This is a genomic window from uncultured Flavobacterium sp. (assembly GCF_963925415.1).
Lineage (GTDB): Bacteria > Bacteroidota > Bacteroidia > Flavobacteriales > Flavobacteriaceae > Flavobacterium.
Genome location: NZ_CAWUTS010000031.1, coordinates 14,271 through 30,069 on the forward strand (window position 1 = coordinate 14,271; position 15,799 = coordinate 30,069).

A 15,799-nucleotide genomic window follows, 5' to 3' on the forward strand; every position below is an offset into this window, starting at 1 on the left:
TTCATTATAATAAAATTTATTTTTTATAAATTTTATTATAATATTCTTTCAATACAGCTTTTCTTCCAATAGTTTTTGTAATAATATCGTTTTCTAAATTCCAACCACGTGCCTGAGAATATTCTCTTCCATACCAGATGATCTGTAAATGTAAATCGTTCCAAATTTCCCTTGGAAAAACTGCTTTTGCATCTTTTTCGGTTTGTACTACGTTTTTTCCGTTAGTTAAATTCCATCGATACATCAATCTATGAATATGGGTATCAACCGGAAAAGCGGGTACTCCAAACGCTTGACTCATTACAACACTTGCTGTTTTATGGCCTACAGCAGGTAATTCTTCTAAAGCTTCAAAACTTTGAGGAACTTCTCCATTATGTTTATCAATCAAAATGTGGGATAACCCATGAATCCCTTTTGATTTCATCGGTGACAAACCACAAGGACGAATAATTTCTTTAATTTCTTCTACTGTCATTTTAATCATATCAATCGGATTGTCAGCTTTTGCAAATAGAATAGGAGTTATCTTATTTACTCTAACATCTGTACATTGTGCAGACAACAAAACGGCTATCAACAAAGTATAAGGATCTTTGTGCTCCAGCGGAATTGGTATTTCTGGATATAAATTCTTTAACGTATTTATAACAAAAGTTGCACGTTCTTTTTTAGTCATTTTTGTACTTTTATAAACGTAAAATTAATCAAATTTAACCATAACAACAATTAGAATGCAACTTTATCATCAGCCATTAACCTTTAACTATATATAAATGACAAATTTAAAATCAGGTGACAAAGCACCTCAATTCTCTGGATTAGATCAAAATGGAAAAATGCATGTCTTAGCTGATTATTTAGGAAAAAAATTAGTAGTCTTTTTTTATCCAAAAGCAAGTACACCAGGTTGCACAGCAGAAGCTTGTGATTTGAGAGACAACTTCAACCGATTTGAAGATCAAAACTATTCTCTTTTGGGAGTTAGTGCTGACAGTGCTAAAGCTCAAGCTAAATTTATCGATAAATACGATTTGCCTTTTCCATTATTAGCAGACGAAGACAAAAGCGTCATCAATTCATTTGGCGTTTGGGGACCTAAAAAATTCATGGGAAAAGAATATGATGGTATTCACAGAACAACTTTTATAATTGATGAAAAAGGAATCATTGTAGAAGTTATTGAAAACGTAAAAACAAAAGAACATGCGGCTCAGATTTTGAAATAATACTTTATAAAACTTAAGTAAATTTGAAATAGAGCACTTAATTAAAAAAAAAATCCTTATTTAAATTCATAAATAAGGATTTTGTATACTAATATTTTAATACTTATCTTCTCACTTCGCAATGATCTAAGAAACCAAATAAGTTATCTTTTTTAATCAATTCTGGCACACCTTTAGGAACATTTTCTTCCCAACCAGGTTCATTGGCACAAATTTGTTTTAAAACTTCTCTTGAAAATATTTTTAAATTTTCTTTTTCAAAATTTTCAATATCAATTACTTTTCCATTATAAGCAAAAAATTTATACAACTCTTTCATTCTTGGATGAACTTTTAGATTTTGAGAATTAATAATTTCACCATTTTCTCCTTCCATTGGATACAAGTATACTTTTAAATCTCTATAAAACAACTTCCCAAAAGCTTCTAAAATTCCACCGCTCAAATGGCGGTAATATTTTTCGTCAAAGATATCAACTAAATTATTAACTCCCATTACTAATCCCATTCGGGCTTTTGTAAAACTAGAGAAATATTCAACCATCTTATAATACTCTTGAAAGTTAGAAATCATAACTGTTTGGCCTAATGAACACAATAGTTCGGCTCTATCCATAAAATCTCGCTCATCTATTTCTCCTTCTGAACGAAGATTAGAAAGGGTGATTTCAAAAATAACATATGTATTTTCTTTATTAACCTTATTTTCTTTTAAATACATTTCATATGCACAATGAAACATATCCATATTTACTTTTGTAACAGGCCTAAAACTGCCTCTTAGAGTTAAAATGTTTTTTTTGTATAATTCTGCAGCTGGTAAAATATTCTTTCCTTGAGGATTAAACATTACTGCATCTGTCATTCCATTTTTAACCAATTGCAAGCTCATTAAACGATTATCAACATTAGCAAAACGGGGTCCAGAAAAGTTAATTGAATCAATTTCTATTTGGTCATTTTCTAAATGATCGTATAAATAACGTAATAATTTTTTGGGATCGTTGTATTTGTAAAAAGCACCGTATATAAGGTTTACGCCTAGTATACCTAAGGTTTCTTGTTGTAATTTTGAATCAGTTTCTTTAAAGCGAATGTGTAATATAATTTCGTTGTAAGCCTCATTTTGCTCTACTTGATAATTAATGCCAATCCAACCATGGCCTTTAAATTTTTTAGCAAAATCAATTGTAGCAACGGTGTTTGCATAGCTAAAAAACATTTTATTGGGATGTTTATCTCTGTTTAAGCGTTGTTCTATTAGTTGTGTTTCATGTGAGAGCATTTTTCTTAAACGACTTTCAGTAACATAACGGCCATCATTTTCTTCCCCATAAACGGCATCACTAAAGTCTTTGTCGTATGCAGACATTGCTTTTGCAATTGTACCTGAAGAACCCCCAGCTCTAAAAAAATGACGAACAGTTTCTTGTCCTGCACCTATTTCTGCAAAGGTTCCATAAATGTTTTCGTTCAGATTTATTCGTAAAGCTTTATCTTTTAAAGACGGTATTTGCTCTATTAATTTATCTCCTTTTAATTTAATTTCAGTCACAATGATTCTTTTTTATGTAAAACCTTTTACAAAGGTACTTATTAAATCACTTTTTTTTGATTATTTTTACATAAAAATTACAATTTGAAAGTCTATTTTTTAGGAACAGGTACCTCGCAAGGGATACCTGTTATAGGAAGTCATCATTCTGTTTGTTTAAGTGACGACAGTAAGGATAAACGTTTGCGAGTTTCTGTTTGGATTCAAGACGATGATTTTTCTGTTATTATTGATTGTGGTCCTGATTTTAGGCAACAAATGCTCCAATCAAAATGCCCTCAAATTGATGCGATTTTATTTACCCATGAACATGCAGATCATACTTCAGGATTAGACGACATAAGGCCTTTTTTTTATAAACAAGGTAATATTCCTGTATACGCTCACAAACGAGTTTTACTTAATTTATCGAACAGATTTGACTATATATTTAAAGATGCTGATAAATACCCAGGTGCTCCATCTGTAATTACAAATGAAATTGTAAATGGTCAAAATTTTCAAATTAAGAATACAACCATAACCCCTGTTAATGCGATGCATGGTAATTTGCAGGTTTTTGGTTTTAAAATAAATAATTTTGCGTATTTAACAGACATTAAAACCATCGCAAATAGTGAAATAGATAAATTTAAAGGTATTGACACCTTAGTTATAAATGCGCTTCGTGAAGAAGAGCATGACACCCATTTTAACTTAAAAGAAGCTTTAGATTTTATAGACTTAGTTCAGCCTAAAAAAGCATATATAACTCACATAAGTCATATGTTAGGTTTTCATGAAGAAGTACAACAAACCTTGCCCAATAACGTTTTTTTGGCTTATGATAATTTACAAATATCAATTTAAATCAAGTTTATTTACCCTAATATAAAACATTAACTTTCATGAAAAATACCATTTTATACTTTTTTATTTTCTCGGTTTTGATCAATATTTTTCAATATGTAGATTCAAACAAGCGTTTCGATTCTAAAGAAAAAGAAGTGTTGTATCTTAAAAATTTAATAAAAAACAAAGATTCAATAGCTACTGCTTTAGAATATGCCTCTTTTGATTTAAGCACAAATGAAAATGCCCAAGAATATTTTTATAACAAAGAAATGGATTTTAACAAAGTTATTGAACGTGTAAATAATGACATCAATGCATTAAATGCGAACAAAAAAGGAAATAAATTAGTGCCTTATGATATGATTGACGGCAAACCTTTTTTAATAACAAGAGTCAAAATGGTTAATCACAGATGGGTTGTTGCGGAATATTCAAATGGAAAAATTTGGGGTGAAGTTTTATTAAAATATTTTATAGTTGGCGATAATCCAACGGAATTTGAAACCATTGATACCGTTTTGTTTGAAGCAACTTTGTAATTAAAGATAATTGTATTAAATTTAACGTTAAATTAATCTAATATGAAGTATTTACTTTCTTTGTTTTTCGTTTTAATAGTTTTAAATTCATGCGATTACATCATGAAAAAAGAAGTAAGTTTAGCTGATACAATTATAATTAAAAAACAAAATAAAGACATACTAAAGGATAAAAAAGAATGTGTTTCTGCCGAAGGTTATAGATGGTCAATTATAAATAACAAATGCCTAAGACTTATAAACGAAGGCTTTAGGTTAAATTCAATCACAGATTTAATGAACCTTGAAATTTCTAGAAGTGCTTTTGTAATTTTAGATGCTCAAAAATTACAGGCTGAAATTTTTTTACCAGATGCCTTTAATTCTATTTATATAAAAAGAAAATCTGTTGCCGAAGATTTTTTTGAAAAAGAATATAAATTATCTTTAAATAATGGACATATTCTGTACAAGAATGATGTAATTATTTTTAAAGATGCAGTTACGTCGATCAAGCCCGTTTTAGGCTCAGATTATGAAGAACAATGATTATTTTTGGGTTAGCCAATTTTTAAAATCATGAAAATTTTGTGGTGAAATACCGTGTCCTATAGGATATTCTTTGTACACTACATCTATTCCTAAATTGTTTAGTTTAGGTTTCGTTTTTCTAGCCCAGTCAACCGGAATCACTTGATCAACTACTCCATGCGAAACAAAGAATTTTACTTTTGAAACAGTGTTTTTTAGATAATCTTCAGAAGCTATTTCTACATTCAAATAACCACTCATAGCTGCAACACGATTTATTTTTTCGGGGTATGATAATGCGACAGCCATACTTAAAATAGCGCCTTGGCTAAATCCTATTAAAGTTATATTTTCCTTATTAATAGCATATTCTGTAACACAAAAATCAATAAAATCAACAATTAAATCACGAGAACTTCTCGCTTGGTTTAAATCTGAAAATTTGTTTTCGTCTGCATCAAAATTAATAGCATACCAGGCATAACTGCCATAGCTCATGTCATAAGGCGCACGTGCAGAAATTATGTAATATTCATCAGGTAATTCATCAGCAAAAGAAAACAAATCTTCTTCGTTACTACCATAACCGTGTAATAATATGATGGCTGGGTTTTTGTCTAATATAATTTTGGGTGTTCTAACAATATGATGTAAAGGCATTGATTATAAATTTTTAAAAATGGTTTGAAATAAATTTCCAACAATTGGAACGGGCTTTTGTTGACCATTTATTGCCGTAATAAAGCCATAAGCAATTAAAACAAAAATAAAAGTCCAAAAACCTAATAAAATATAAGGGTTATTAAAATTAGATAACAGTAATCCAAATGAAATAAATAAAATATTCAATCCAGCGGCTTGTTTAATATGGAAACTCGCAAACTTATTTTTGTTTTCTGCATTCATGGACATAGCGATTAAAACACCTACAATTAATATATAGCTAACTATTGCTGTTATTTTTCCGTTGTTAATTTCTTCGGTATGTGTCATTATAGTTCTACTTTTCCATTATTGTAAATTCCATATACTATTCCTTTTAAAGTTTGTCCAAGAAAAGCCGAATTTTTAGATTTTGAGAGTATGTTCTCTTTAGTAACCGTTAATGTTTGGTTAGGGTTAAACATTGTTAAAATCGCTTTATTTCCAACTTTAATACTATTTTTTTCTAGTCCAAAAATTGTTTTTCCATTCACTAATTTATCAACTATGATTTCTGTTGAAAGTACATTTTGAAGCATGCCAAAAGCAGTTTCTAAACCAATGGTTCCGTTTTTTGCCAAATCAAATTCAAGTTTTTTATGCTCAATATCAATGGGATTATGGTCAGAAGTTATCATATCAATTGTTCCATCAGTTATTCCTTTGATTAAAGCCAATCTATTGCTCTCGGTTTGCAAAGGTGGTGCAACTTTATATCTTGAGTCAAATCCTTCTAAAACCTTTTCATTCAAAGTTAAATGATGAACTGAAACACTACAAGTCACATTTAGACCTTTCTTTTTTGCTGCGGCAATTATTTGTACAGACTTTGCGGTAGATAGTGTTGGAATGTGCATTTTTCCACCGGTATATTCTAAAATTGAAAGATTTCGTATCAAATCAATTTCTTCTGCCATGGCTGGAATTCCTTTTAAACCTAATTGTGTGCTAACTACTCCTTCATTAACTACACCATTCCCTTTCAGGCTTTTATCTTGACAAAAACTAATAACTAAACCTTCAAAATCTTGTACATATTGCAAAGCAATTTTCTGAATATTTGCATTTTCTATTGATTTGTTATAGTCGCCAAAAGCGATGGCTCCAGCATTTTTCATGTCGAATAATTCAGCTAAATCTTCACCATCACTATTTTTTGTTAATGCTCCAATAGGATGCAAATTTGTTGCAAAACCATTTGCTTTATTTTTTACAAAAGAAATAGCAGATTGATTATCCAAAATAGGGTAGGTATTAGGTTGCAAAGCTACATCAGTAAAGCCACTTTTTGCAGCAACATATAATCCATTTGCTATGGTTTCTCTGTCTTCAAAACCAGGTTCTCCAAAACTCACTGAAGAATCAAACCAACCTTGTGAAACATGAAGATTATTTAATAAAATTTCTTCAAAATTTTGAGTGTTTTTAGCTGACTTTTCAATGGAAGTTATGATTCCGTTTTCGATACTAATATCCATTTTTTGATTGTGAAAGGAGCTTTCAGAATCGATTATGGTTGCTTGTTTTAGTATAACATTTTTCATTTGAAAATGGGTTAGTTATTTGTATTTATTTAACGCAATAGGGAATCTTTTTTTAACAGCTCGTAATCATTATGCTATTAAATTTCAATTTGTTTATTTTCTTATTTTACAAATTTTTGAATTAGCATTTCTGATACTAAAAACAGAAGAACTAACATCATAAACCGCTTCCAAAGATTTTTTGTGCTTCTGGAAGCTTCGATTTCGTTAAAAACCGTTCCTAATTCATTTATTTTTGTAAATTTTTCAAAAGTTCTTTTATTTTTATTATTTAAATCACTTTCGGTTCTGTTATAATTAAAACTTATATTTTTCAAATTTACATCTTTCTTTTCAATTATAAAATTGCCAGAATTTACAGACAACTCGCCTAAAGATATTTTAATTTTTGTGCTCAATACCTGTTGAAGTGGAATAAAACTTTCTGCTTCATTTTTTATTAAAAGTACTTCGTCTTTTAGAGTTATAGCATCAATAATAATGGTTTCGTTTTCTCCAATAGTATGATATAGTTTTTCTAAATTACCTTTGTTTTGAGACATGTTATAAAACGTAGGAACTATTAAAGGTGAATTTTGAAAGTTAGAATTTTGTTTGTTAATTGCAGCGTTAAATGTATAAATGGTTCCCAATTGATTGGTTGTAGATTGCAAAAACGAACTGCCATCTTCGTATGCTAAAACAGCTAAGCCTTTTGCGTTATTTATAAAACTTTGTTTTATTTCGGGATATTGAAAATTAGTAACTTTTTGCTCAAATACATTTTGAAATAAAGGATGTGAAAAACTAATTTTGGTTATTTTTTTCGGATTTTTTTGTAATGAAGTAAAAATAGTGTTACCAACTTTTGAAGTCAATTTGTTTAGTTTTTCAACAGAAATACTTAATGAAGGTATAATAATTATGTTTCCACCTTTGGCATAAAAATCGGCTAAATTTGTGGCTAATGAACTCGGAAATTCATCAAGTTCATTTAAAATTATTGTCTGCTGGTTTTCTAATGCTGTATAGTTTATTTGAGAAATAGGGTGTGAACTAAACTCAAATTCATCGGGTGTAAAGATTTTTTCTAAAAATGCATTTTTAGTTTCAGTACCTATGCTAGTAACTTTAAACTTCTTTGGTTTTTCAATACTGAAATATAATGTATTGTCATAAGTTAACCCTTTATCTTGAATTTGTACATAACCGTGGAAATCATTTTTAGGTAATGTAAAAACGAGAGATTCTTCTTTTTTTGTAAAATCGACCATAGATTTGGCTACACTTTTATCTCCGTTTACAACAGAAAGTGCAATGCTATTTTCTTGCTTGCCAAAAGATTTTAAGGTTACTTTAATTTTGTAAAACTGATCTAAGCTTTGCAGCATCTCTACGTTTTCAATACTTATGTTATTTTTGTTTTGAGCAGTAGCCTCCATAAAATATAAGGAATTGGCATCAGATAGAGAATTTGTTTTTTTAGACATTACATCAACAGCGTCTGAAATCACTATGTAGTCAATAGCTGTGTTTGGCTTTTTAGCCTTAACTTTTGTGAGTAAATGGTCTATTTCAAAAGGTAATCCGCTGTAATTTAAATTTAATAATTCTTTTTGGATAGATTTGATATCAGTATCCCAAAATGCATCATTACTTGTTAAAATTGATAAGGTTTGTGTTTCTGGAGTTTCTTCTAGCAATTCTTGAACAGCTCTTTTTAGCAATTCGCCTTTTTTACCTTTGGCTTGCATGGAAAAAGAATTATCTAGTAAAACAACCAATTCGTTGTTCTTTTTATCATCATTTTCTCCCTTATAGAAAGGTTGAGCAAAAGCAAATATTAATGCTGTAAGTAATAGCAATCGAGTTGCAAGAAGCAACCATTTTTTTATTGTAGCACTTTTTTGTGTTTGTGTTTGGAGTTCTTTGAGCAGTTTAACATTTGTAAAATACTCTTTTTTAAACCGTCTGAGTTGAAATAGGTGAACGATAATTGGGATAACCAATAAAAAAAGAAAGTATAGAATTTCGGGATGTTTAAAATGCATTTAAAATTTAATTTATCAAAAATAGTGAAAATTATTTAAAAGGCAATAGTTAAAACCTGTAAGGCAATTTCAATGTAAAAAACGGGTTCATTATTGCATAAAAATTGCCAACATAAAACTATAATTGTAAGTACTATTTCTTTTTTCTTCTTCTATCAGCACGTTTTTTTTCCATATTTCTATTGGTAGAACCGCCCATTTTTTTATATCTTTTTCCGGGGCCTCCAAGATTTACTTTGCTGTTTTTTTCGCTTTTTTCATGAAAAGAAGCTCCTCTTTCGTCATCTTCTTTCTTTTTCTTAACCTTCATTTTAACTTTGTCTTTTTCGAATTCTAATTTTCGAACTTCAACAACAACTGAATCTGGAGTAGGTAAAACTTCAATTTCTTGGTTCATAAGTTCTTCTACTTCCAAGAGCATTTCTTCTTCTTTTGGAGCTATAAAACTTATAGCAACTCCCTCTTTATCAGCTCGACCTGTTCGCCCAATTCTGTGAATGTAACGCTCGGGTTCATCAGGAAATTGTAAATTAATAACATGTGTAATATCCGTAATATCTAAACCACGAGACATTATATCAGTTGTAATCAAACCACGCAGCTCTCCGTTTTGAAAACTTTCCATAGTATTTAAACGATAATTCTGAGTTTTGTTTGAATTTATTACGCCAAATTCTCCTGAAAAATGTTCTTCTAAAAAATCGCTAACCAACTCTGCAATACGCTTACTGTTGATAAAAATTAGAACACGAGAAGTAGTTTCATCACTTTCTAAAATATGTTTTAATATGTTTAATTTGGTAAGAAAATTGGGAACAGTATAAATATATTGACTAATTTGATCCAAAGGTGTTCCGCTGGGAGCTAATGAAACTTCTTGTGGAAAATCAAAATATTCATCAAGTAGTTCATCAACTTCTTCGGTCATGGTTGCAGAAAACAAAATGTTTTGTTTTTTGCTGTTCATCATCGATAAAATAGATGTCAATTGAGTTCTAAAACCTAAGTTTAAAATTTCATCAAACTCATCGATTACTAACTTTTGAAGGGTGTCAAACCGAACCACATTATCTAAAGCTAAATCCATAATTCTGCCTGGAGTAGCTACTAAAATATCGGTACCGGTATAAACAGATGTTTTTTGTGTATTGATGTTTACACCACCATAAATACCTAAAGTTCGAACACTCATATAGGTGGTAAGTTTATTGATTTCTTCAACTACTTGAACAACTAACTCGCGCGTAGGAACAAGAATTACAACTCTTGGAGTATGCACATCTGCTTGAAATTTCCATTGTTTTAGAATAGGTAAAAGATATGCAAAGGTTTTACCTGTACCTGTTTGGGCTATACCCATTACATCTCTTCCTGAAAGCACTATTTTAAATGCTTTTTTCTGTATAGGCGTTGGGGTTTTAAAGCCCAGTTCGTCTAGTGCTTTTTGTAGTGATTTTGGTAAATCAAAAGCTTCAAATGAATCCATTATATTAATTTGTGCAAAGGTACACTTTTATTTTTTGAATCATTGGTATAAAAAAACCTCTTCAATTAGAAAAGGTTTAGACTGTTTTTATATTTTGTAAAATTATAGTTTATGCATATTGGCAGCCAATGTTTCTATGAATTTACTAATAGGACCTTTTATCATCATGGACATCATAGGATTAAATTCTCCTTCAAATTCCAATTGAATTTCTGTTTTTTCGTCTTCAAGAGCAACTAAGTTTCCAGTTAAATTAAAAGGTAATTTACTTGAAGCAGCTCCTAAAACTATTTTAGTATTTGGAATGTATTCTTTTTTGACCAATTTAATTTCAGGCATCCCTTTTAATCCAAATTCAAAACAATTTTCGTCAACTATTTCAAATTTAGCAATATTTTCAGGCATTAATTTTTCAAAGTTTTTTAGGTCAGACAGTTTTTGAAATATATAGTGAGCCGATTTTTGCACGGTAACTTTTGGACTTTCTAAATTCATTTTTTTTATTTTTTTGTAATTGCCTATAACTTTGTTACCTATTCTTGATTCCAAGTAGAAGGGCTTTTTGCCCATTGTTTTAAAGATTCTATTTCTATTTCGTTTATGTATTCTTTTTTTGTTGCGGTTTCTAATAGTGTTTGATAATTGCTTAGTGTGTACAAATTGACATTTGCTTTTTTGAAATTATCTACCGATATATCAAAACCATAAGTAAATATAGCTGCCATGCCTTGAATATTTGCGCCTTCGTTTCGCAATGCTTCCACAGCCATTAAACTGCTTCCACCAGTGCTAATTAAATCTTCTACCACCACTACGTTTTGGCCTTTTTGTAAAAAGCCTTCCACTTGATTTTGTCTTCCATGTTTTTTGGCCTCTGGTCGAACATATACAAAAGGTAATCCCATAGCTTCAGCAACGAGAATTCCTATTCCTATTGCTCCAGTTGCCACACCTGCAATTACATCTGGTTTTCCAAATTTTTCTTCAATTTGCTTGGCAAATTCATCACGAATGTAATTTCGTATAGGCGGAAAAGACAGCACCAATCGGTTGTCACAATATATTGGAGACTTCCAGCCAGAAGCCCAATTAAAATAATTTTTTGTATCTAATTTAATTGCGTTTATTTGTAAAAGCAATTCAGCTGTTTTTTGGGCGGAGTTGTTATTAAAAATCATATTGCAAATGTATAAAGTTTTTGTGAACGATAAGCCACTTTTTTTAACAAATAAAATAGAAAAAGAAACAGACTTTCAATTGTTTTTACTAGAAAGTGTTGATATTGAGAAACTTATTGTAAAAATGTTTCAAAATAAAATTCAGAAGGCAATTTTGTATCATCCTGATGAATCTTTGTTGTTGAAAACATTGAAGTCTAAAATTTCTGTTGTAAAAGCTGGTGGGGGATTAGTAAAAAATGTTAAAGGTGAAATTTTATTCATTTTTCGCAATGGAAAATGGGATTTGCCTAAAGGCGGTACCGAAAAAAATGAATGTATGGAAGATACTGCCATGCGAGAAGTTGAAGAGGAAACAGGGGTAAATGGTTTGTCTGTTGTGGAAAAATTGCAAAAAACTTATCATGTTTTTAAACATAATGGATTATATAAATTAAAAATAACCACATGGTATGAAATGAATTCTACCTTTGAAGGCACTACATATGGACAAGTAGAGGAGGGTATTGAAAAAGTAGAATGGATTAACCCTAAAAAGATTCCTGCGATTTTGGAAAACTCTTATGAAAATATTAAATTACTGTTTGAAAATAGAAAATATTAACACTTTAAATTAAATTAAAATGAAAAAATCTATCGTAATGTTTGCTTTTGCTTTTGCAACTTTATCTATTGTGTCTTGTAAAGAAGCGGATAATGAAAAATTAACACCTGAATCAGTATCTGAGGATGCTACAGTTTCTTCAGACGAAATGCATATGGCAAGTTTTGCTTGCCCTATGGATTGTGAAGAAGGAAAAACGTATGAAGCTGCAGGTAAATGTCCCGTTTGTGAAATGGATTTAGTAGAAAATACAGACGCACACAGTCATTAATTTTTTACACAAATTAGCACAAATTTATTTGTGCTAATTTGTGTAATCTTTTTCATCTATTTAATGCGATAAATGGGATACTGTAAATACGCTTTTTCAAAATATTCTGAATGGCTGTAAACCCAATCCAATTGTGCTTCACCACTATTTTTAAATACGTCTTCATTTTTCTTTTTAGCTTCAAATGTAGTTTTTAAAGTTGGGTTTTTCTCTAATATTTCTGTGGCTAAATCTTCAAAAACATAAGCCGAAAAATATTCTTTTTGTTGTAAAATAGGATCAAAATAATTCCAATTAAAATAACTATCAACAGCTTCTGGTTCTAATGTTTCCATTAAATACTTGACACCTTTTTGTTGTGTTTTAATTAATAAATCACCTTTTCTAAACTTTACTTTTTCCATGTTTGAACGTACAACTGTATTGTAATGTCCATAATGACCTTCGTAAGCACTTTTTGAAGTTTTGTAATCCACTATTTTATAACTTTCTACTTCAATGACTGTGTCGTTTTGAATTTTAGTCATTTCAATTTGGTTAAGGTTCAACAAATCTATTGCTGGCCATTGTGATTTTGGAATCACATAATATGATGGAATGGTCACATCTTTTGTTGATTTATAATCGTTAAAAAAAGGTATGTTTTTTGTAAAAGGTTTAGCCTTGTCATAAAACAATCTTGGTTTTCCAGAAACTTCACTTGTTTTGTAATGACCTTCGTAGCCTTTAAAGTCAATTGTAGAAATTTTAGACGAATCTATTTCCCATTGTAAGGTGTAAGTGTTTCCCACTTTATAAGGTTCCAAATTAGCTGCTTTTAAAGCTTTAATTTTTAAGTAGTTTTTATCGACATAATTAATACTCGAAACCATGTACTCATAGGTAACTTGAACTCGACTGGCAAAATCTTTTAACATATGCGTTTCAGGAACTGCACCAATTGTATTAAATAAGCTGGTATAACCGGTTGCATATCGTGGTGTATCCATAAATTGAGCAAAGCCATCATCGGGCTTGTCTCCGTGAATGTTGACATAGGGCACACTTTCGATATTTTTTTTCTTTAAGTCATTCATAAGGGCTGGATGCATTTCTTCTTTGTAAAAGATACCTAATGTTCCGCCTAAACGTTGATGTTGTGTAGCAATGCAGGTAAATGTATACTGATAATCAGCACCATTACTTACGTGATTGTCAATAAACATATCTGGATTTACCAAATGAAAAATTTCTTGAAAACTTTTTGAATTTTTTGAATCGGTTTTGATGAAATCGCGGTTTAAATCAAAATTTCTCGAATTGCCTCTAAATCCATAAGCCTCTGGGCCATTTTGATTGGCTCTTGAATGTGAATTTCGATTTAAACTCCCTCCAATATTATATACTGGTATTACAACAATTATGGTATTTTTTGGTATTAAAACTTTTTTTGTAACCAAATCACGCATCAGCATCATGGTTGCATCTATTCCGTCTGGTTCACCTGGGTGAATGCCATTGTTGATTAAAATTACGGCTTTGTTTGTGTTTATATCAGTAAAATCAAACTTTTTTTCAGGATTATAAATTACAATATGCAAAGGTTCACCACTATCGGTTTTGCCCATTTCTTTTATATAAACTGTTGAAAAAGAATTGCTTAAGTTTGTGTAATATCTAATGCATTCTTCGTAAGTAGAGGATTGATTACCGTTTCCTTTTTCAAAAGGAGTACTAAAATTTGTGTTTTTTTGTGAAAAGGTTACCAAAGAAGACAAAACAAGTAGGGTTATGAGATATCGCATAAAAATGGAATTTGTTGTTTCAAAAATACAGTTTTTTTAATTAATTATTCCAATATCTTCATTAATCAATAATAGGCATTTATCATTCGCCAATCATCACTATATTTGCCTCATGAATTCAAATCACCATTCGACAAATTTACTAGTTAATTTAGGAATCAAAAGCCTAAATGAAATGCAAGAAGTAGCTCAAACTACTATTCTTAATGACAATAACGTTTTATTACTTTCGCCTACAGGTTCTGGTAAAACCTTGGCCTTTTTAATGCCGATATTTCAACTTTTAGAAGAAAACATAAAAACCGTTCAATGCTTAATTGTTGTTCCCTCACGAGAGCTAGGACTTCAGATTGAGCAAGTTTGGAAAAAAATGGGAACTAATTATAAAGTAAATATTTGTTATGGGGGTCATTCCATAGATACTGAAATAAAAAACTTGAGCAATCCGCCAGCTATTTTGATTGGAACTCCAGGAAGAATTGGAGATCATTTAGATCGAAAATCATTTGATGGATCTTTTATAAAAACTTTAGTGTTAGACGAATTTGACAAATCTTTACAGCTTGGTTTTCATGAAGAAATGTCATACATCATTAGTCGATTGCCTAAATTAAACAAACGTATTTTAGTTTCGGCTACAGCCGGAATTGAAATTCCAAAATATACACGCGTTGTTAATCCTACAGTTTTAGACTTTATTGTGGATGAGGTGAAAAACACACATTTGGATGTAAAATTGGTTGTTTCCAAAGAAAAAGATAAAATAAAAACACTTTTTAATTTGATTTGTTCTTTAAAAGGTGAAAGCGCTATTGTTTTTTGCAACCATCGCGATGCCGTTGAACGCATCAGTGATATGTTAAGTGAAAAGGGAATTTATGCTACTTTTTATCATGGTGGTATGGATCAAGACGAACGCGAGCGTGCATTGATTCAGTTTAGAAATGGCAGTATGAGTTATTTGATAACTACAGATTTAGCAGCGCGTGGTTTGGATATTCCAGAAATGAAACATGTAATTCACTATCATTTACCATTAAAAGAAGATGAGTTTACACATCGAAACGGTCGTACAGCTCGTATGCTTGCTTCTGGAACAGCTTACGCTTTGACTCACGAAAGCGAAAAAAAACTTGATTACTTTGATTATAATTTACCAAAATTAATGGTCTTTGAAACTACACGATTACCAAAACCACCTCAATTTCAAACTATTTATATCAGTGGCGGTAAGAAAAATAAGTTAAATAAAATTGATATTGTTGGATTCTTTTCTCAAAAAGGTAAGCTGGAAAAAGGTGATTTGGGTTTAATAGAAGTTAAAGACTTTATTTCGTTTGCAGCTGTTAAATATAATAAAGTAACCGATTTTTTAAACAACATTCATGATGAAAAAATGAAAGGTAAGAAGTATAAAATTGAAGTTGCCCGCAAAGTTGTTAAAAAAGAAGAAGAAGACAAGTCGTATTAAATAGTATTTAGTTTATAAATTTTTAATTTTTAGAGCCTATTGTAATTGATTTAATTGTTGGT

17 protein-coding genes are annotated in these 15,799 nt (G+C 30.4%); 7 read left to right on the forward strand and 10 right to left on the reverse strand.

Annotated elements, in window-relative coordinates; translation table 11 throughout:
- Positions 1-16: 16 nt before the first annotated feature.
- On the reverse strand, positions 17-679 hold the full coding sequence (nth, locus tag AABM47_RS02200) for an endonuclease III (protein ID WP_338409290.1): 663 nt from the start codon (positions 677-679) through the stop codon (positions 17-19).
- A gap of 97 nt (positions 680-776) precedes the next feature.
- Between nth and bcp the strand changes: the two genes are divergently transcribed.
- Positions 777-1,229, forward strand: coding sequence for a thioredoxin-dependent thiol peroxidase (bcp, locus tag AABM47_RS02205; protein WP_338409291.1), 453 nt, complete (start codon positions 777-779; stop codon positions 1,227-1,229).
- A gap of 103 nt (positions 1,230-1,332) precedes the next feature.
- On the opposite strand, the gene AABM47_RS02210 is transcribed toward bcp, so the two are convergent.
- Positions 1,333-2,787, reverse strand: a complete 1,455-nt coding sequence (locus tag AABM47_RS02210; RefSeq protein ID WP_338409306.1) for a TonB-dependent receptor — start codon at positions 2,785-2,787, stop codon at positions 1,333-1,335.
- An 81-nt stretch (positions 2,788-2,868) separates the two neighbouring features.
- Between AABM47_RS02210 and AABM47_RS02215 the strand changes: the two genes are divergently transcribed.
- The 3 genes from AABM47_RS02215 to AABM47_RS02225 are packed head-to-tail and all read left to right on the forward strand — an operon-like array spanning position 2,869 to position 4,685.
- Positions 2,869-3,633 (forward strand): MBL fold metallo-hydrolase, encoded by a 765-nt coding sequence (locus tag AABM47_RS02215; RefSeq protein ID WP_338409292.1) that lies wholly within the window; start codon positions 2,869-2,871, stop codon positions 3,631-3,633.
- Between the two features lie 38 nt (positions 3,634-3,671).
- Entirely contained in the window at positions 3,672-4,157 is a 486-nt protein-coding gene (locus AABM47_RS02220) for a hypothetical protein (protein ID WP_338409293.1), read from the forward strand.
- Positions 4,158-4,199: 42 nt separating this feature from the next.
- Positions 4,200-4,685, forward strand: a complete 486-nt coding sequence (locus tag AABM47_RS02225; RefSeq protein WP_338409294.1) for a hypothetical protein — start codon at positions 4,200-4,202, stop codon at positions 4,683-4,685.
- On the opposite strand, the gene AABM47_RS02230 is transcribed toward AABM47_RS02225, so the two are convergent.
- The 7 genes from AABM47_RS02230 to pyrE form a co-directional block, all read right to left on the reverse strand.
- Positions 4,686-5,327: an alpha/beta fold hydrolase gene (locus tag AABM47_RS02230; protein ID WP_338409295.1), complete on the reverse strand. Its 642-nt coding sequence runs from the start codon at positions 5,325-5,327 to the stop codon at positions 4,686-4,688.
- A 3-nt stretch (positions 5,328-5,330) separates the two neighbouring features.
- Positions 5,331-5,660 (reverse strand): hypothetical protein, encoded by a 330-nt coding sequence (locus AABM47_RS02235; protein ID WP_338409296.1) that lies wholly within the window; start codon positions 5,658-5,660, stop codon positions 5,331-5,333.
- Positions 5,660-6,913, reverse strand: coding sequence for a dihydroorotase (locus AABM47_RS02240; protein WP_338409297.1), 1,254 nt, complete (start codon positions 6,911-6,913; stop codon positions 5,660-5,662). The genes AABM47_RS02235 and AABM47_RS02240 overlap by 1 nt, the downstream gene beginning before the upstream one ends.
- A 101-nt stretch (positions 6,914-7,014) precedes the next feature.
- Positions 7,015-8,943 carry a BatA and WFA domain-containing protein gene (locus AABM47_RS02245; protein ID WP_338409298.1) on the reverse strand — a complete coding sequence of 643 codons (1,929 nt, stop codon included), beginning with the start codon at positions 8,941-8,943 and terminating at the stop codon, positions 7,015-7,017.
- A gap of 133 nt (positions 8,944-9,076) precedes the next feature.
- On the reverse strand, positions 9,077-10,429 hold the full coding sequence (locus AABM47_RS02250; RefSeq protein ID WP_338409299.1) for a DEAD/DEAH box helicase: 1,353 nt from the start codon (positions 10,427-10,429) through the stop codon (positions 9,077-9,079).
- A gap of 102 nt (positions 10,430-10,531) precedes the next feature.
- Positions 10,532-10,924 carry an STK_08120 family protein gene (locus tag AABM47_RS02255; RefSeq protein ID WP_338409300.1) on the reverse strand — a complete coding sequence of 131 codons (393 nt, stop codon included), beginning with the start codon at positions 10,922-10,924 and terminating at the stop codon, positions 10,532-10,534.
- A gap of 38 nt (positions 10,925-10,962) precedes the next feature.
- Complete coding sequence (pyrE, locus tag AABM47_RS02260) at positions 10,963-11,607, reverse strand: orotate phosphoribosyltransferase (RefSeq protein ID WP_338409301.1); 645 nt, start codon at positions 11,605-11,607, stop codon at positions 10,963-10,965.
- 7 nt (positions 11,608-11,614) lie between these two features.
- Between pyrE and AABM47_RS02265 the strand changes: the two genes are divergently transcribed.
- Positions 11,615-12,211, forward strand: a complete 597-nt coding sequence (locus AABM47_RS02265; protein ID WP_338409302.1) for an NUDIX domain-containing protein — start codon at positions 11,615-11,617, stop codon at positions 12,209-12,211.
- A gap of 19 nt (positions 12,212-12,230) precedes the next feature.
- Entirely contained in the window at positions 12,231-12,482 is a 252-nt protein-coding gene (locus tag AABM47_RS02270; RefSeq protein WP_338409303.1) for a heavy metal-binding domain-containing protein, read from the forward strand.
- 56 nt (positions 12,483-12,538) lie between these two features.
- Here the strand turns inward: AABM47_RS02270 and AABM47_RS02275 are convergent, their stop codons facing one another.
- Positions 12,539-14,266, reverse strand: a complete 1,728-nt coding sequence (locus AABM47_RS02275; protein WP_338409304.1) for a M14 family zinc carboxypeptidase — start codon at positions 14,264-14,266, stop codon at positions 12,539-12,541.
- 112 nt (positions 14,267-14,378) lie between these two features.
- Here AABM47_RS02275 and AABM47_RS02280 point away from each other — a divergent pair, with 112 nt between their 5' ends.
- Positions 14,379-15,737: a DEAD/DEAH box helicase gene (locus AABM47_RS02280; RefSeq protein WP_338409305.1), complete on the forward strand. Its 1,359-nt coding sequence runs from the start codon at positions 14,379-14,381 to the stop codon at positions 15,735-15,737.
- Positions 15,738-15,799: the final 62 nt, after the last annotated feature.